The 17,096-nt window shown below is 75.2% G+C and carries 16 protein-coding genes; 1 reads left to right on the plus strand and 15 read right to left on the minus strand.

The features are described 5' to 3' along the window. Window positions 1-6 precede the first annotated feature (6 nt). The 15 genes from ABZ261_RS24280 to ABZ261_RS24350 form a co-directional block, all read right to left on the minus strand. Window positions 7-1,227, minus strand: a complete 1,221-nt coding sequence (locus ABZ261_RS24280; protein ID WP_356862504.1) for a cytochrome P450 — start codon at window positions 1,225-1,227, stop codon at window positions 7-9. Between the two features lie 58 nt (window positions 1,228-1,285). Then, a complete protein-coding gene (locus tag ABZ261_RS24285; RefSeq protein ID WP_356862506.1) occupies window positions 1,286-1,951 on the minus strand; it encodes a response regulator transcription factor in 666 nt (221 codons plus the stop codon). Continuing rightward, on the minus strand, window positions 1,948-3,294 hold the full coding sequence (locus tag ABZ261_RS24290; protein ID WP_356862508.1) for a histidine kinase: 1,347 nt from the start codon (window positions 3,292-3,294) through the stop codon (window positions 1,948-1,950). The genes ABZ261_RS24285 and ABZ261_RS24290 overlap by 4 nt, the downstream gene beginning before the upstream one ends. 237 nt (window positions 3,295-3,531) lie before the next feature. Continuing rightward, window positions 3,532-4,464: an alpha/beta hydrolase gene (locus tag ABZ261_RS24295; protein WP_356862509.1), complete on the minus strand. Its 933-nt coding sequence runs from the start codon at window positions 4,462-4,464 to the stop codon at window positions 3,532-3,534. 223 nt (window positions 4,465-4,687) lie between these two features. After that, entirely contained in the window at window positions 4,688-5,884 is a 1,197-nt protein-coding gene (gene kynU, locus ABZ261_RS24300) for a kynureninase (protein ID WP_356862511.1), read from the minus strand. After that, complete coding sequence (locus ABZ261_RS24305) at window positions 5,877-6,725, minus strand: tryptophan 2,3-dioxygenase family protein (protein WP_356862513.1); 849 nt, start codon at window positions 6,723-6,725, stop codon at window positions 5,877-5,879. Before ABZ261_RS24305 ends, kynU begins: the two co-directional genes overlap by 8 nt. Before the next feature lie 151 nt (window positions 6,726-6,876). Then, entirely contained in the window at window positions 6,877-7,290 is a 414-nt protein-coding gene (locus tag ABZ261_RS24310; protein WP_356862515.1) for a DUF3151 domain-containing protein, read from the minus strand. A gap of 84 nt (window positions 7,291-7,374) precedes the next feature. Next, window positions 7,375-8,829, minus strand: coding sequence for an MFS transporter (locus ABZ261_RS24315; RefSeq protein ID WP_356862517.1), 1,455 nt, complete (start codon window positions 8,827-8,829; stop codon window positions 7,375-7,377). 80 nt (window positions 8,830-8,909) lie between these two features. Then, on the minus strand, window positions 8,910-9,932 hold the full coding sequence (gene fbaA / locus ABZ261_RS24320) for a class II fructose-bisphosphate aldolase (protein WP_356862519.1): 1,023 nt from the start codon (window positions 9,930-9,932) through the stop codon (window positions 8,910-8,912). A gap of 142 nt (window positions 9,933-10,074) precedes the next feature. Further along, complete coding sequence (gene pyrE, locus ABZ261_RS24325; protein ID WP_356862521.1) at window positions 10,075-10,623, minus strand: orotate phosphoribosyltransferase; 549 nt, start codon at window positions 10,621-10,623, stop codon at window positions 10,075-10,077. Window positions 10,624-10,633: 10 nt separating this feature from the next. Beyond that, window positions 10,634-11,422 (minus strand): aldose 1-epimerase, encoded by a 789-nt coding sequence (locus tag ABZ261_RS24330; RefSeq protein WP_356862523.1) that lies wholly within the window; start codon window positions 11,420-11,422, stop codon window positions 10,634-10,636. Between the two features lie 129 nt (window positions 11,423-11,551). Continuing rightward, window positions 11,552-12,574: an SRPBCC family protein gene (locus tag ABZ261_RS24335; protein ID WP_356862525.1), complete on the minus strand. Its 1,023-nt coding sequence runs from the start codon at window positions 12,572-12,574 to the stop codon at window positions 11,552-11,554. A gap of 111 nt (window positions 12,575-12,685) precedes the next feature. Further along, complete coding sequence (locus ABZ261_RS24340; protein ID WP_356862527.1) at window positions 12,686-14,320, minus strand: polyamine aminopropyltransferase; 1,635 nt, start codon at window positions 14,318-14,320, stop codon at window positions 12,686-12,688. 175 nt (window positions 14,321-14,495) lie between these two features. Next, window positions 14,496-15,056, minus strand: a complete 561-nt coding sequence (locus ABZ261_RS24345) for a DUF2617 family protein (protein WP_356862529.1) — start codon at window positions 15,054-15,056, stop codon at window positions 14,496-14,498. Window positions 15,057-15,372: 316 nt separating this feature from the next. Beyond that, entirely contained in the window at window positions 15,373-15,762 is a 390-nt protein-coding gene (locus ABZ261_RS24350) for a hypothetical protein (protein WP_356862531.1), read from the minus strand. A gap of 141 nt (window positions 15,763-15,903) precedes the next feature. Here ABZ261_RS24350 and ABZ261_RS24355 point away from each other — a divergent pair, with 141 nt between their 5' ends. Beyond that, window positions 15,904-17,088, plus strand: coding sequence for a pyridoxal phosphate-dependent aminotransferase (locus ABZ261_RS24355; protein ID WP_356862533.1), 1,185 nt, complete (start codon window positions 15,904-15,906; stop codon window positions 17,086-17,088). Window positions 17,089-17,096: the final 8 nt, after the last annotated feature.

Here is a 17,096-nt window from a genome sequence, read left to right on the forward strand (position 1 = left end):
GGGGGCTCACCTCACCTCGACCCGCAGCTCCCGCAGCCCCCGGATGACGAAGTTCGGCTTGCGCCGCGGCTCCGCCGCCAGGGCCAGGGTCGGGGCCCTCTCCAGCAGGGCGGTCAAGGAGGCCGCCAGTTCGAGGCGGGCCAGCGGGGCGCCGATGCAGTAGTGGACGCCCGCGCCGAAGGAGAGGTGGGGGTTGTCCCCGCGGGCGAGGTCCAGGCGGCCGGGGTCGGCGAAGACGGCCGGGTCGTGGTTGGCGGAGCCGAAGAGCAGGGCGACCTCCGAGCCCCTGGGGATCGTCGTGCCGCCGATCTCGATGTCGTCCAGGACCCAGCGTTCGAACAGCTGCAGCGGGGTGTCGTGGCGCAGCAGCTCCTCGACCGCGGACGGGACGAGGGAGTGGTCGGCGCGCAGGGCCGCCAGCTGGGAGGGGTGGCGGAACAGCGCCCACCAGCCGTTCACCGTGGCGTTGACCGTCGCCTCGTGGCCGGCGTTCAGCAGGAGCGCCGCCGTGGAGACCATCTCCTGCTCGGTGAGCCGGTCGCCCTGGTCGTGGGCCGCGATCAGCCCGGAGATCAGGTCGTCGCCGGGCTCCTCGCGGCGCACGGCGATCAGCTCCCTGAGGTAGTCGGAGAACTCCGCGGACGCCCGTACCGCCCGCGCCGCCGTCTCCTCGGACGGGTTCAGCTCGTACATCCCGCAGATGTCCGCCGACCAGGGCCGCAGCCGGTCCCGGTCCGCCTCGGGGACGCCCAGCGTCTCGGCGATCACCGCGACCGGCAGCGGCTCGGCGACGTGGGTCAGCAGATCCCCGCCGCCGTTGTCGACCAAGGAGGCCACCAGGTCGTTCGCCAGCCCGCGCACGAACGGCTCCAGCCGCTGCACCGTGCGCGGGGTGAACGCCCTCGACACCAGGCGCCGGATCCGGGTGTGGTCCGGCGGCTCCAGGTCGAGCATCCCGTGGTCGTTGAGGGTGTGGAACGGCTCGTGCTCCGGCGGGGGCGGGGTGCGGCCGAACTCCTCGTGCGAGAACCGGTGCCGGTAGGTGCGGCCCAGGCGGCGGTCGCGCAGCAGCGCCGAGACGTCCGCGTGGTGCGGGACGAGCCACTGGCCGGTCGGCTCGTACCGGACCGCCCTGCCCCGGGCCCGCAGCTCGGCGTAGGCCGGGTAGGGGTCGGCGAGGAAGTCCGGGTCCCAGGGGTCGAACGCGAGGTCCGCGGAGCCTGTCATGCGGGGACGCTAGCGCGCCGGGCGCCGTCCTGCCAGGACTCCGGCCCCCGGCTGCCCGCTATCCCGGTGTCACCAGGCGTGCCTCGTAGGCGAAGACCGCGGCCTGGGTGCGGTCCCTGAGGCCGAGCTTGACCAGGATCCGGCTCACATGGGTCTTGATCGTCGACTCCGCCACCACCAGCCGCCCGGCGATCTCCGCGTTCGACAGGCCCTGGGCGATGAGGACCAGCACCTCCGTCTCGCGCTCGGTCAGCTCGCCGTACGCCGCCCGCACGGTCGGCGGGAAGCGCGGGGCGTCGGACATCCGGGAGAACTCCGTGATCAGCCGCTTGGTGACGGAGGGCGCCAGCAGGGCCTCGCCCGCCGCCACCACCCGGACGCCGTCCGCGAGCTGACGGGCCGACGCGTCCTTCAGCAGGAAGCCGGACGCGCCCGCGCGCAGCGCCTGGTAGACGTACTCGTCCAGGTCGAACGTGGTCAGGACCAGCACCTTCGCCGCGCCGTCCGCCGCGACGATCTCCCGCGTGGCCTCGATGCCGTTCAGCTCCGGCATGCGGATGTCCATCAGGACGACGTCCGGGGCCAGTTCGCGGACCCGGTGCACCGCCTCCCGGCCGTTGACGGCCTCGCCGACGACCTCGATGTCCGGCATCGCGTTCAGCAGCACCGAGAAGCCCTCGCGGACCATCATCTGGTCGTCCGCGATCAGCACGCGGATCGTCATGCCGTGCCCTCCGCCGCCGCGGCCACCGGCAGGAACACCGTCACCTCGTACCCGCCCTCCTCCGTGGGGCCCGCCGTCATCTCGCCGTTCAGCATGGAGACGCGCTCCCGCATGCCCGTGATGCCGTGCCCGGCCCCGGGCGACACCTTCGCCGGGCGCGGGGACGGCGGCGGGCCGTTGACGACGCGCAGCCCCAGGCCGCCGAGGACGTACCCGATCTCCACCCGCGCGGCCGCGCCCGGCGCGTGCCGCAGCGTGTTGCTCAGCGCCTCCTGCACGATCCGGTACGCCGACAGCTCCACGCCCTGCGGCAGTTCCCGGACCGCGCCGGTCACCGTCTTGTCCACCGCCAGGCCCGCCTCCCGGACGTTGGCGAGCAGACCGTCCAGGTCGGCGAGGGTGGGCTGCGGGGCGTCCGGGGCGGCGTAGTCCTCCGCGCGGACGACGCCGAGGACCCGGCGCAGCTCGGTCAGGGCCGCCACCGCGTTCTCCCGGATGGTGGCGAACGCCTTCTCCAGCTCCGGCGGCGGGTTCTCCACCCGGTAGGGCGCGGCCTCCGCCTGGATGGCGACCACCGACATGTGGTGGGCGACGACGTCGTGCAGTTCGCGGGCGATGGTGGTGCGCTCCTCCAGCAGGGTGCGCCGTGAGCGCTCCGCCGCGGTCACCGTCTGCTGCGCGGTGACCGCCTGCTGGGCCTGCCGGCGGATGTGCCGGACGGTGACGGCCAGCAGGATCAGGGCGGAGACGACCAGCATCGGGGCGACGTCGGTCTGGTAGTGCCTCCAGCCGAAGGCGGTCTCGGCCCAGAAGCCGTACAGCGCGGTCAGCGCCCACATCCAGGCCGCGGTGCGCGGGCGGGTGCGCAGCGCCACGACCGTCAGCACCACCAGATGGGACAGGAAGCTGCTCGGCAGCCACGGCCGGGCGCTCCACACGTCGCTCGCGGCGAGGGCGGTGGCCGTGGTCGCCGCGAGCGACACCCAGAACGCCCCGGCCGGACGCACCAGGGTCAGCAGGACCGGCGCCAGGGCCAGCAGCGCGCACAGCACGGCCGACGGGCCGAGGTGGTTGTCCGCGAGGGCGATGAGCGCCGCCAGCCCGCCGGCGGCGGCGACCGCGGCGTGCGGGGCCCGGGCCGCGTACTCCTTCGTCCGGCCCTTCAGACGGCGGCCGACCGGGCCGTCGGCGGCGGCGCGCGGCAGCGGACGGTAGGCGAAGGCGTCGTGGAACAGGTCCTGCCGCAGCCCGCGCAGGGCCTCCGCGGCCATCCGCAACTCGGGGCTGTGCCATCGGCCCGCCGCCCCCGGCGGTGTCGTCTGCGTGTGCGTCGTCTCGGTCACCTGCCACACGGTAGGGCGCGGCGAACGCGCGGTCGTCCTCTCGCAGGGGGGTCCTCGGGCATCCCCCTCAGGTACTACGGGTCCGCCCCGGTCAGTACCCGGACGGCCGCACCAGCCCCGACTCGTAGGCGCCGGGGACGTTCGGGACGCGGGGCCGTCGCCGGCGTCCCTCCAGGGAGCCGTTCCGCCGGGTGGCTCTCAGGTACCACGGGTATCACCCGGGCCGAACACGGGTGCTCACCACGCCAGTTGGGCGATCTCCTCGGCCACCACCGCGCAGGCGTCCGCCGCCGGGTCGATCAGCGGGAAGTGGCCCACGTCCTCCAGCAGGGTCAGGCCGGCCAACTCCCCCGCCTTCGCCGCCGCGTCGGCGTACGACTCGGCGACCGCCTGCGGCACCACCAGGTCGGCGCGGCCCTGGACGAGGGTCGTGGCGATGCCGGTCGGGAGGAGGAGGACGGGGTCCGCGTACGGGCGGCGCTCGGCGAAGGAGTCGTGTCCGCCGAGGAGTTGCAGCGCCGCGTGTTCGCAGACCTCCAGCTTCTCCGCGACTTCGAGGTCGGCGATCGGCGCGAGCGCGACGACACCGCGGAGCGGCGCCGGGCGGTCGGTGCGCCAGGGGGCGTCGGCGGGGAGGACGTGGCGGGCCGCCGCCCACAGGGCGAGGTGGCCGCCCGCCGAGTGGCCGGTGAGGACCGTACGGCGCGGGTCCGCCTGCGGCAGCGCCTCGCGGACCAGGGCGGGCAGGGCGTCCAGGGCCGCGGCGACGTCGTCGAAGGTGTCGGGCCAGCGGCCGGCGACAGGCGTGGCGCCGGCCCCGCCGCTCCCCGAGCCCCCGCCGGACCCGGCCGGCTCCTCCTGCCCGGCGAGGGGTTCCGCGCCCCGCCGGTAGCCCACGTTCGCCACCGCGAACCCCTTGCGGGCGAGGTGGTCGGCGAAGGGGCTGAGGTGCCGGCGGTCGTAGCGTGCGCGCCAGGCGCCGCCGTGCAGGACGACGACCAGGGGCGCGGAGGAGGCGGCGCCCGCGGAGTCCGGGCGGGGAGCGTAGAGGTCGATCACCTGGTCGGGGTGGCCGCCGTACGCGACGGTGACGTCGGGGTCGACCGGGGGGTGCGACAGGGCCGACTTCTCCTCGGCGGCGGCGCGGGTTGCTGCGGCGTCGTCCGGCATGCTCCAACCTCTCAAGTGCAGAACGGATTTGGCGGACCAGGTGGGGGAATCGGCCGTTGGCGGGGACGGTATCAGGCCGGTGACGTGCGGGGACACCGGGTTGTCACGCTGGGTGAGGGCGCAGCGGCCGCTGCGAGCGCAGCGGATCCGCGCGGAACGGGCGTTGCCGCGAGCGGGGGCGGACCGGCGGCAGCGGACGGGCCGCCGGTCCGCCCCCCGCTCCCTAGGCCCGCGTCTCCGCCAGCACCTCGGCCAGGACCCGTGCGGCCCGCTCGGTGTCCCGGAAGCCGACGTACAGCGGCGTGAAGCCGAAGCGGAGGATGTCCGGCCGGCGGAAGTCGCCCACCACCCCCCGCTCGATCAGACGCTTCATCACCTCGCCGGCGTCCGCGCAGCGCAGGGCGATCTGGCTGCCCCGCTCCTCGTGCCGTTCGGGGGTCACGCACTCCACCCGGCCCGGCTCGGTGTACGCGGACAGGCACCGCAGGAAGAAGTCCGTCAGGGCGAGGGACTTGGCGCGGACCGCGGCGAGCGGCACCCCGTCCCACACCTCCAGGGCCGCCTCCAGGGCCAGCAGGGACAGGATGTCCGGGGTGCCGACCCGGCCGCGCGGGGCGCCCGGCGCCGGGGTGTAGGACGGGCTCATGCCGAAGGGGTCGGCGTGGGAGTTCCAGCCCGGCAGCGGGGAGTCGAAACGGTCCTGCAGCGCACGGCGCACATACAGGTACGCCGGTGCGCCCGGCCCCCCGTTCAGGTACTTGTACGTGCAGCCGACCGCCAGGTCCACCCCGTGCTCGTCCAGCCCGACCGGCAGCGCGCCCGCGCTGTGGCACAGGTCCCAGACCGCGAGGGCGCCGGCGTCGTGGACCGCGGCGGTGAGCGCGGGCAGGTCGTGCAGGCGGCCGGTGCGGTAGTCGACGTGGTTCAGCAGGACCGCCGCCGTACGGCTGCTCAGCGCGTCCGGCGCCTCGGCCGGGGTGACCGCGCGCAGGGTGCGGCCGGTCATGCGGGCCGCCGACTCGGCCATGTAGCCGTCCGTGGGGAAGGTGGTGGCGTCGACCAGGATCTCGGTCCGGTCCTCGCCCGCCATGCGGACCGCCGCCACCAGCGCCTTGAAGAGGTTGACGCTGGTGGAGTCGCCGACGACGATCTGGCCCGGCGCCGCGCCGACCAGCGGGGCGATCCGGTCGCCGATCCGCTCGGGCGCCGTCCACCAGCCGCTCTCCTCCCAGGAGCGGATGCGCAGTTCGCCCCACTGGCGCCGGACGACGTCCGCCACCCGGTCGGGCACGTGCGCGGGCAGGGCGCCCAGTGAGTTGCCGTCCAGGTAGACGACGTCGTCGAGGACGAACCGGTCCTGCAGCGGGGCCAGTTCGTCCGCCGCGTCCAGTTTCTCCGCGAGCAGGGGCAGCTCAGACATGGGACCTCGCCGTCCACAGCTCGGGGAACACGTTCTTGCGGGCGCGCTTCTCCAGCCAGGCCACGCCGGCCGAGCCGCCCGTGCCCGCCTTGGCGCCCATCGCGCGCCGGGTCGCGACCAGGTGGTCGTTGCGCCAGCGCCACACCAGCTCGGCCACGTCGGTCAGGGCCTCGCCCAGCCGGGCCAGCTCGTCGCTCTCGTCGCCCGCGTAGACGGCGGTCCAGGCGGCCTCCACCGCCTCCGACGGCTCGTAGCGGCGGGAGACGTCCCGGCGCAGCACGGAGGCGGGGATCGCGTGGCCGCGGCGGGCGAGGAGCCGTACGGCCTCGTCGTACAGGCTCGGCTCGTGCAGCGCCTTCTCCAGCTCCGCGTGCACGCGCGGGGCGCCGCGGTGCGGTACGAGCATGGACGCGGACTTCTCGCCGAGCAGGAACTCCAGGCGCCGGTACATCGCCGACTGGAAGCCGGAGCCCTCGCCGAGCGCGCTGCGGTAAGAGTTGAACTGCGCCGGGGTGAGCTGGCCGAGCGGCTTCCAGGAGGCGTTGAGGGCCTCCAGTTCCCGTACGGAACGCTTCAGCGCGGCGATCGCCGTGGGCACGTCGTCCGAGCGGAGGGCCTGCGCGGCCGTCTCCCACTCGTGCACGATGACCGTGAACCACAGCTCCATGACCTGGGTCGTCACCAGGAAGACCATCTCCCCGGGGTCGTCGGAGAGGGGGTGCTGGAGGTGGGTGAGCACGTCGGCCTTGACGTAGTCCTCGTACGGCGTCGTCCCCGCGAAGTCGAGGTTCGGGGTGTCGGGCTCAGCGGCCTCGTGAGGGTGGTGAGCCTGATGGGACATCGCTGTCTCCTGTTGTCACTCCGGGTAGCGGTCCGCCCCTGCCGATGCCGGCACGGGGGCCCCGGTCCCCACTCCGATCCTCCGCATTACCCCCCGTCACGGCAAGGCCCGCCCGCTGCCGGACGGGCCACACCGGGGACGTCGCGGCGGATCAGCCCAGGGTCTGGGCGGCCGTCGGCGAGGAGTCCTTCAGGAACTGCGTGCAGCGCTCGTACTCCTCCTGCTCGCCGATCGCCTGCGCGGCACGGGCGAGGGCGTGCAGGGCGCGCAGGAAACCGCGGTTCGGCTCGTGCTCCCACGGCACCGGGCCGTGGCCCTTCCAGCCGCTGCGGCGCAGCGCGTCCAGGCCGCGGTGGTAGCCCGTGCGGGCGTAGGCGTACGACTCCACGACCGCCCCGCGCTCGAACGCCTCGTCGGCCAGCTGGGCCCAGGCGAGGGAGGAGGTGGGGTACCGGGCGGCGACGTCCGCGGGGGCGGTGCCGCGGGCGAGCAGGTCGCGGGGCTCCGGGTCGTCGGGCAGGTGGGTCGGGGCCGGGCCGCCGAGGAGGTTCTCGTGAATCGTCATGGCTTCAGTCTGGCGCACGGGCCGCCGTACGGCGTGATCGCCGCCGCGACCGCGAGCGCGGGCCGGACGGCCGGGCGCACACCGTCACGGGCGGTGGCCCCGTTCGAGGGGCGGGGTGGTCACGGAGCCGTGGGTGCGGCACTCGGGCCGCCGGCAGCCCGGGGGCGGGCGGCGGATCAGGGTGAACGCCAGCACCGAGGCCAGCAGCAGTGCGGCCGCGCAGACCGGCATGGCCCGCCCGAACGCCGCGTCGAACGCCGCCGGCGACCGGTACGCCTCCGGGCCCATCCCGGTCAGCAGCGGCAGCGCGGCCACCGCCAGCAGGCCCGCCGCCCTGGCCGCCGCGTTGTTGACACCGCTGGCCAGGCCCGCGCGGGCGGTGTCGACGGAGGCGAGGACGCTGCTCGTCAGGGGGGCGACGAGGGTGACCATGCCGGCGCCCATGACCAGCATCGCCGGCAGCACGTCGGCCGGGTAGTCGGCGTCCGGTCCCACCCGTGTCATCAGCAGCATCGCCGCCGCGCAGAGCAGCGGCCCCGCGGTCAGCGGCAGCCGCGGGCCGGTGCGGTCGGCCAGCGCCCCGGACCGGGAGGAGAACAGGAGCATCAGCGCGGTGGTGGGCAGGAGGGCGGTGCCGGCCGCCAGGGGCGAGTAGCCGGCGACGACCTGGAGCTGGAGCGCGGTGAGGAAGAAGAAGCCGCCGAAGGCCGCGTACACGCACACGGTGACCAGGTTGACGGCGGTGAACCGGCGGGAGGCGAAGATGTCCGGCGGGAGCATCGGGTCGACGTGGTGCGTCTCGACGTACAGGAAGGCCGCCGCGGCCGCCAGGCCCGCCGACGCGGCCAGGGCCGTCGCCGCCGTGCCGGCGCGGGTCTCGATGAGCGCGTACGTCAGCAGGGCCAGGGCCAGGGCGCCCAGGGCGGCGCCGAGGACGTCGAACCGGCCCCGGGCCCGGTGGCCGGCCGACTCGGGCACGTGCCGGACGGCGACCGGAACGCACAGCAGGGCCAGCGGCACGTTGAGCAGGAACACCCAGCGCCAGCCGGGGCCGGCCACCAGCCAGCCGCCCAGGAAGGGGCCCACCGCGGCGCCGACCCCGCCGAAGCCGGACCACAGGCCGACCGCGCGGCTGCGGTCGTCGGGGTGGAAGGACGCCTGGATGAGCGCGAGCGAGCCGGGGGTCAGGAGGGCCCCGCCGACGCCCTGCAGCGCGCGGGCGCCGATGAGGACGCCGGACGTCGGGGCCAGGCCGCACAGCAGGGAGGCCGCCGCGAACCAGGCCACCCCGAGGACGAAGATCCTGCGGCGGCCGTAGCGGTCCCCCAGCGAGCCGCCCAGCAGGATCAGCCCGGCCAGCGTGACCATGTACGCGTTGACCGTCCACTGCAGGGCGGCGAGGCTCGCGTCCAGGTCGCGGCCGATGCGCGGGAGGGCGACGTTGACGACGGTGGAGTCCAGCAGGGCCATGCCGGAGCCGAGCACGGTGGTCAGCAGGATCCACTTGCCCCGGGGCGAGGCCAGCCGGACGTCGGGCACGTACCCAGGTATACAGCGGGCCCGGCGCCGACGACAGGGGAGGACGGCCGCCGGGCCCGCCGCGGGGAGCGGACCGCCCCTTACTTGATCTTGTTGCCCGCCGAGCGCAGGTGCTGCGTGGCCTCGACGACGCGCGCGGCCATGCTCGCCTCGGCCAGCTTGCCCCAGGTGCGCGGGTCGTAGGTCTTCTTGTTGCCGACCTCGCCGTCGACCTTCAGGACGCCGTCGTAGTTCTTGAACATGTGGTCGGCGACCGGGCGGGTGAAGGCGTACTGGGTGTCGGTGTCGATGTTCATCTTCACGACGCCGTTCTCCAGCGCGGTGAGGATCTCCTGCTCGCTGGAGCCGGAGCCGCCGTGGAAGACGAAGTCGAACGGGGACTGCTTGCCGAACTTGGCGGCGACGCCGTCGTTCAGCTCCTTCAGCAGCTCGGGGCGGAGGACGACGTTGCCCGGCTTGTACACGCCGTGCACGTTGCCGAAGGAGGCGGCCAGCAGGTAGCGGCCCTTCTCGCCCAGGCCGAGGGCCTCGGCGGTGCGGACGGCGTCCTCGACGGTCGTGTAGAGGGAGTCGTTGATCTCGTGGGAGACGCCGTCCTCCTCGCCGCCGGTCGGGGTGATCTCCACCTCAAGGATGATCTTGGCGGCGCGGGTGCGCTCCAGCAGCTCCTGCGCGATCTGGAGGTTGTCGGCGAGGGTCTCCGCGGAGCCGTCCCACATGTGGGACTGGAACAGCGGGTTCCGGCCGGCCTTCACACGCTCCTCGGAGATCGCGAGCAGCGGGCGCACGTACCCGTCCAGCTTGTCCTTCGGGCAGTGGTCGGTGTGCAGGGCGATGTTGACCGGGTACTTCTCGGCGAGGATGTGCGCGTACTCGGCGAGCGCGACCGCGCCGGTCACCATGTCCTTGCTGTACTGGCCGCCGAGGAACTCGGCCCCGCCCGTCGAGATCTGGACGATGCCGTCGCTCTCCGCCTCGGCGAAGCCGCGCAGCGCCGCGTTCAGGGTCTGGCTCGAGGTGACGTTGATGGCCGGGTAGGCGAACTTGCCTGCCTTCGCCCGGTCGAGCATCTCGTTGTAGACCTCGGGGGTTGCGATGGGCATCTGTCCGCTCCTTGTGTTGCGGGTTGGCGTTCTGCGTTACGGCCCTGACCTAGACCTGGGGTGCGACGTCATCGTCGCCCCCATCTTCCCAGACCCGGGACGCCTGCCGGCGCCCCGGTCGAGCGGAGGACGGACGGCCCGGTCAGTCCAGACCCAGGTCGTCCTTCGAGAAGGCGAACAGGTACGGCACCCCGGCCCGCTCGGCGATCGCCTCGGCGGCGCCGGTGTCCCGGTCCACGATCGTGGCGACGGCGACGACCTCGGCGCCGGCCTCGCGCAGCGCCTCCACGGCGGTCAGCACGGAGCCGCCGGTGGTGGAGGTGTCCTCTACGGCCAGCACCCGGCGGCCCTCGACCTCGGCGCCCTCGATACGGCGCTGCAGGCCGTGCGCCTTGCCCTGCTTGCGGACGACGAAGGCGTCGAGGACCTCGCCGCGGGCGGCGGAGGCGTGCAGCATCGCGGTGGCCACCGGGTCGGCGCCCAGGGTGAGCCCGCCGACGGCCTCGTAGTCCAGGTCGGCGGTCAGGTCGAGCATGACCTGACCGACCAGCGGCGCGGCCTCGCCGTCCAGGGTGACCCGGCGGAGGTCGATGTAGTAGTCGGCCTCCCGGCCCGACGACAGGGTCACCTTGCCGTGCACCACGGCCTTGTCCTTGATCTGCTGCAGCAGCGCGCCGCGAACGTCCGTCATGCCGGACAGCTTAGAGGCGGCGCCAGCGCCAGGTGGTCGCAGCCTCCAGCGGGTCCAGCGGCGTGACCAGCCGCGGGAGGGTGTTCAGGCCGTTGGGCGGCCCGGTCTGCGGCTCCACGCACACGGCCTCGGCCTGCTCGTCGTAGACGACCACCCACTCCTCCCGGCTGGTCACCTTCAGCTCCAGCTCGCCGGGCCAGGTCAGGGTGACGTCGACGCCGCCGGGCATGCCGAAGCAGTCGTCCCAGGGGCCGGGCTTCGGCGCGACGCGGTCGCCGGTGGGCAGGTGGTCGGCGCCGCGCTCCTCCTGCCAGGCCGCCTCGAAGTCCAGCCGCACGTCCTCGCCGCCCAGGTTCCGGCGGAACCACGGGTGCCAGCCGATCTGCGCCGGGAAGGAGTCGTCGTACGTCTCCACGGACATCGTCAGCGTCAGGGCGTCCCCGGCGAGCGCGATCACCTGGGTGACGCGGCCCGGGTGCGGCCACGGGTCGGTCAGCTCGTGGGTGAGCACCGCCTCGTTCTCCGTGACGCGGGCGGTGCGCCAGGCGCCGTCGCGGGCGGTGCCGTGGATGGCGTGCGGCGGGGAGTTGAGCGGCATCTGGCGGACGGTGCCGCCGTCCAGGAAGCGGCCCTGACGGATGCGGCCGCACCACGGCACCATCGGGAAGCAGCCGTAGCGCTCGCCCTGCCGCAGCAGCTCCGTGCCGCCGATCCGCAGTCCGCCGATACGGCCGCCGTCGCCGGGCCGCACGGTCACCTCCGCGTCGCCCGCGGTCAGCGTGATGTCGTCGTTGCTCACGGAACCGACCCTACTGGGACGATCAAGGGGGCGTCGCCCGTACGGGACCTCGCGCACGGCGCCGGCCGGTCGCCGCCCTCGCCGCGTCGGCGCGCGGCGCCGCCCCGCCGGCTGGGCGCGCCGGACCCCTCAGCGGCGCTTGCGCAGGGCGCGGGTCAGGACGACCGCCGAGGCCAAGGCCAGCGCCGCCGCGGGGGCCGCCCAGCGCAGGGCCGGGTTGCCGGCGACGGTCTGGGGGGCCGGAACGGGGGCGTAGCGGCCGCGCGGCGGGGCGTGGTCGACCTCCTCGGCGCTGCGGCCGATCATCGTCCGGCGGGCGTGGGCGGCCTCGGCGGGCGGTTCGCCCGTGTCGGCGAAGCCCTCGGGGACGCGGCCGGCGGAGCCGCCGCCCGGGCCGCCGTCGTCCGCGTCCGGGCCCGGGGTCGGCGGGGTCGCGTCCGGGCCGGACCCGGCGCCACGCGCGGACCCCGGAGCCTCCGCCACCGCACCGGCGTCCGCGGCCCCGGCGTCGGCACCGGCGTCCGCGGCCCCGGCCCCGCTCGCGGCCCCGCTCACGGGCCCCCGGCCGGACTCCTGCCCCGGCCCCGTGCCCCCGGGCTCCGGCCCGGCACCGGGCCCCGCATGCTCCGGCCCGCCCTCCGGCCCCCGGCCGGCGGGCGGCTCGGCGGGGGTGTCCGCGGGCTCCCGCTCCGCACCGGCGCCGGGAGTCCCGGCGCCGCCCGCCTGCTCCGGCACGGCCGGTGCGAGGTCCTCCAGGGAGCGGGTCAGCAGCCTGGTCACCGCCTGGACCACCGCGTCCTGCGGCAGTTCCCGGATCCGGCCGTCCGCGTCCGCCGTGCCCTCGACGGTGACCGTGGTGCCGCCGTCGCCCTCCGTGAGGCGCAGCGTCAGGGCGAGCTTGACCGATCCGGCGCCGCGGGCCTCGGCGGCGTCGGCCTCGACGGCGTACGCGCCGTCCTCGCGGGCCGCCACCCGCAGCACGCCCCGGTAGGTGACGGAGTGACCGCCGACGCGCAGCCTGAGCCGGCCGGCGACGGGTTCGGCACCGGCGTCCTGCTGCAGCCCGGGGACCGCCCGGGCGACGCGCGCCGGGTCGGTCAGCGCCGCCCTGATCCGGTCGGCGGAAACCGGGACGAAGACCTGGTGCTCCATGTCCGGTCAGCCTACCCAGTCGTCACCGGAAGTCACCCCGTCGCGCCGGGGGGCTCCGCCCCTGCCCCCGTGCGCCTCACTCGTCCGGCGGAGCCGGTCCGGCAGGGCCGGTCAGTACCGCGGGCGCACCAGCGTCGACGCGGGCAGCGTCCCGGTCCGGGTGCGCTCCGCCGCCCTCGCGGCCGCCGCCAGGCCGGCCCGGGTCAGGGTGCCCGGACGGCCGGGGCCCGGCCGCAGGGGCGGCGGGGTGCGGCCCGGCGCGGCGAGCAGGAAGCCCCAGTCGCGCGGGGCGCGGGAGGCGCCGGCGGAGCGGTCGGGGCCGGCCGCGGCACCGGTGGCGTGTCCGGGGAGCCGGTAGGGGGCGGTGGCGAAGCCGGCCGCGCGGAGGGTCGCGGCGACGGTCCAGAACGCGCGGGGACGGGCTGCGACGGGCCCGGCGTGCACCGCCAGGCGGCCGTGCGGGGCCAGCACGCGGCGGGCCAGGCCGTAGAACTCCTGGGAGTACAGCCTGGCGCTCGCGGTGGTGCCGGGGTCCGGGAGGTCGGCGACCACGACGTCGTACGCCGGGCCGCGCGCCCTGCGCAGCCAGGTGAGCGCGTCGGCCGTGTGGACGCGGACCCGCGGGTCGGCGAGGGCGTGGCCGTTGACGGCGGACAGGCCGGGGTCGTGCCGGGCCAGGTCCGCCAGAGCGGGGTCGGGTTCGACGACGTCGACTCGGCGCACCCCGGACCCGCGCAGCACCTCCCGGGCGGCGAGGCCGTCGCCGCCGCCCAGGATCAGCACGCGGGCGTGCGGGCCGGCGAGGGCCGGCCGGACCAGGGCCTCGTGGTAGCGGTGTTCGTCCCGGCCGCCGACGCGGAGCCGGCCGTCGAGGAAGAGGTCGAGCGGTTCGCCGCGAACTCCCCCGGTCAGGACGACCTCCTGGACGCCGGTCCGCACGGCCACCCGGACGTCCGGGCCGTACACGGCGTGCCGGGCGGCCCGTTCGAAGTCGCCGGCGAGGGCGGCGGCGCAGGACAGGACGCCGAGGACGGCGAGGCCGGCGGCGAGCAGCGTCCAGCGGGCGCGGCGGGTGAGGTCCCGGCGGAACAGGCCGAGGACGAGGGCGCCGCCCGCGGCGACGTTGACCGCGCCGGTGAGCAGGGCGCCGGTCAACTGGCCCAGGAACGGCAGGAGAAGGAAGGGGAACGCCAGGCCGCCGACGAGCGCGCCCACGTAGTCCGCGGCGAACAGGTCGGCCACCGCGCCGCCCGCGTCCTGCCGGCGGATGCGCTGGACCAGTTCCATCAGCAGGGGGACCTCGGCGCCGATGAGCAGGCCGATGGCGAGGGAGAAGGCGGCCAGCAGGCAGCGCGGGCCGCCGGCCCACACCCCGTCCCGGCCGCCGGTCCAGGCGAACACCGCGTACAGGGCCATCGCGCTCGACCCGCCGATCAGCGCGAGGGCCGACTCGACCGCGCCGAACACGGCCGCCGCGTGCCGGCGCAGCCGCTTGGCGCCGAGGGAGCCGACGCCCATCGCGAACACCATGACCGACAGCACCACGGAGGCCTGGGTGACCGAGTCGCCCGTCAGGTACGAGGCGAACGCGACGAGTTCGAGCTCGTACACCAGTCCGCAGGCCGCGCACGCGAAGGCGCACAGGAGGACCAGGAACCGCCCGGTGCCGGGCCGGACGGGCAGCCGCGCGGGCCCCGCCCAGGAGGGCGGGGCGCCGGGGGGCGCGGGGGCGTGCGAATCGATCACGTGGCGACGTTACGTCACGCACTCGGGACGCTTCGTCACCCACACGTGTGGAGTTGCGGGCAGGTGACGCACCCCAGGACCGTGCCCCGGACCGCGCCCCGGTCCATGCCCCTCACCGTGCACCGGACCCTGCCCCGCACCGTTCCCCGGTCCATGCCTCCGTCCGGGCCTGGGTTCATGCCGCCCGGACGGCTTTGTCGGGGCGCGGGAGCCAGTCCGGCCGGTCCCCCTTCGCCCGCTTCCCGACCCGGGTCCGGGTGGCCACCAGCTGCCCGTCCTGCGGGTACGCGTGCCAGGTGCGCCAGTGCACCTGGCCCTCGTGCCGCTGGGCCAGCATCGCGGTGAAGGCGTGCGGGCTGCCGGGGAAGACCCCGGCGAGGCCGTGCGGGTGGTCGGACACGAGGGCCAGCAGCTCCTGGGCGCGGCCCGCGAACGAGCCGGGGGCCAGCACCTCGACGCGGGCGGCGAACTCGTACTCCCAGTCGCCGACGCGCTTGGCGACGCCCAGCGGCAGCGGGGTGCTGGAGCCGGGGATGCAGGCGACCGTCTCCGAGCAACTGCCCCGCTCCTCCTCCAGGAGGACCTGGTGGGACGCCCCGAGGAGCCTCAACTGCAGCTTCGCTCCGGCAAGTTCGAGATCGAGGGTGGCGAGGGCGGGCAGCGGTTCGCGGCCCAGGGCCCATGCGAGGTCGGCAGCGCGCGTATCGGTGTAGGAGGTGTTCAGGGTCGTGAGCATGGATCGGCTCCGCTAACACGCAAGAAGAGGGGAGATCGGCCGTGTCAGCCCAGCCGGCCCGGCCGGGGTGGGGAGTCCGAGGGACGTCCGAGGGGCTGCGTTGGCGATGTGTAGGGAATCATGAACTAGGTCGCCCCGACAGCGTTTTTACCCAACTTCATGGGGTTTCCATCCCTCAGAGGGCTGCACAGTTCAACTGTTCAACGACGGCGTGCGCCGGGCGCGGGGAGGGAACGGGTGAGCGCCCGCCGGATGCACGTCCCGGCGGGCGCCCGGATGCGGTTCCCCCCGCTTCCGGAAGCTCAGCTGCCCCGTGTCAGCTGCCTCCCCCGCATCCGCCCCCGCCGCCGCACGAGGAACCCCCGCCGCAGGAGGAGCTGCTCCCGCAGGAGGAGCCGCCGCCGCAGGAGTGCCCCCCGTGGCTCCCGCTGTCGTGCCCCCCGTGATGCCCCCCGTGGTGCCCGTGCCCCCCTGAGGACGAGCCCGTGTCACCGCCGCCGGCCCACCAGCTGCCGCCCACGTCGTAGGTGTACGACGGCGACGTCGACGAAGACGACGATGACGACGATGACGACGACGTGCGGTACGACCGGTTGCGCCCGCCGTCCCTGCCGAGCGACAGCCGGACGTGCCGGTTGCGGCGGCTGCGGCGCACCGCCGCGACGAACAGCACCACGGCCACCGCCAGGATGATGCCCACGATCATGGCGTCACCCTCCTTCCCTTCCCCCGAAGCGGCCCCCCGTGGGCGCCTCGCCTGTTGCCGCGCCTCGCGCGGTGACCGGGGGATGCCCGCCCGCGTCCGCGCCCAAAGCAGAGTTGAGGAAGTCCAGAGCTTGGGCGGAGGATGACCGGCATGACCTCCAGCGCACGCCCCCACCTCAACCGCCGGCTCGCCGCGTTCGGGACGACGATCTTCGCCGAGATGTCGGCGCTCGCCGCCGCGACCGGGTCGATCAACCTGGGCCAGGGCTTCCCCGACACCGACGGGCCCGAAGAGGTCCGGGAGGCCGCCGTACGGGCGCTGCGCGACGGCCGCGGCAACCAGTACCCGCCGGGTCCCGGCGTCCCGGAGCTGCGCTCCGCGATCGCCGCGCACCAGCTGCGCCGCTACGGCCTGTCCTACGACCCCGACACCGAGGTGCTGGTCACGGCCGGCGCCACGGAGGCCATCGCGGCCGCGCTGCTGGCGCTGGTCGAGCCCGGCGACGAGGTCGTCGCACTGGAGCCGTACTACGACTCCTACGCGGCGGGCATCGCGATGGCGGGCGGCCGGCGGGTGCCGGTCACCCTCCGCCCGCACGAGGGCGCCTTCCGGCTGGACCTGGAGGAGCTGCGGGCGGCCGTCACCGACCGCACCCGGCTGCTGCTGGTCAACACCCCGCACAACCCGACCGGCACGGTCCTCACCCGGGCGGAGCTGGCCGCGATCGCCGAGCTGGCGGTGGAGCGGAACCTGCTGGTGGTGACCGACGAGGTCTACGAGCACCTGGTCTTCGACGGCGCCGAGCACCTGCCGCTCGCCGCGTTCCCCGGCATGCGCGAGCGCACGGTGAGCATCGGCTCGGCGGGCAAGACGTTCTCGTTCACCGGCTGGAAGGTCGGCTGGGTGACGGGCTCGCCACAGCTGGTGGCCGCGGTCCGCGCGGTGAAGCAGTTCCTGACGTACGTGTCCTCGGGGCCGTTCCAGTACGCGGTCGCCGAGGCCCTGGCCCTGCCCGACTCCTACTTCGAGGACTTCCGCCGGGGCATGCTGGCCCGCCGGGACATCCTCGCCGAGGGGCTGACCGCGGCCGGCTTCGGGGTGTTCCGGCCGGCCGGCACCTACTTCGTCACCGCCGACATCCGGCCCCTCGGCGAGAAGGACGGCCTCGCGTTCTGCCGCGCCCTGCCGCGGCGCGCGGGCGTGGTGGCGGTCCCGAACGCGGTCTTCTACGACGACCGGGAGGCGGGGGCGCCGTTCGTGCGGTTCGCGTTCTGCAAGCGGGAGGAAGTGCTCCGGGAGGCGGCACAGCGGCTGCGGAACATGTGAGAAGGGGC

The sequence above is a fragment of the Streptomyces sp. NPDC006193 genome (assembly GCF_040613915.1).
In the GTDB taxonomy this organism is placed as follows: domain Bacteria; phylum Actinomycetota; class Actinomycetes; order Streptomycetales; family Streptomycetaceae; genus Streptomyces.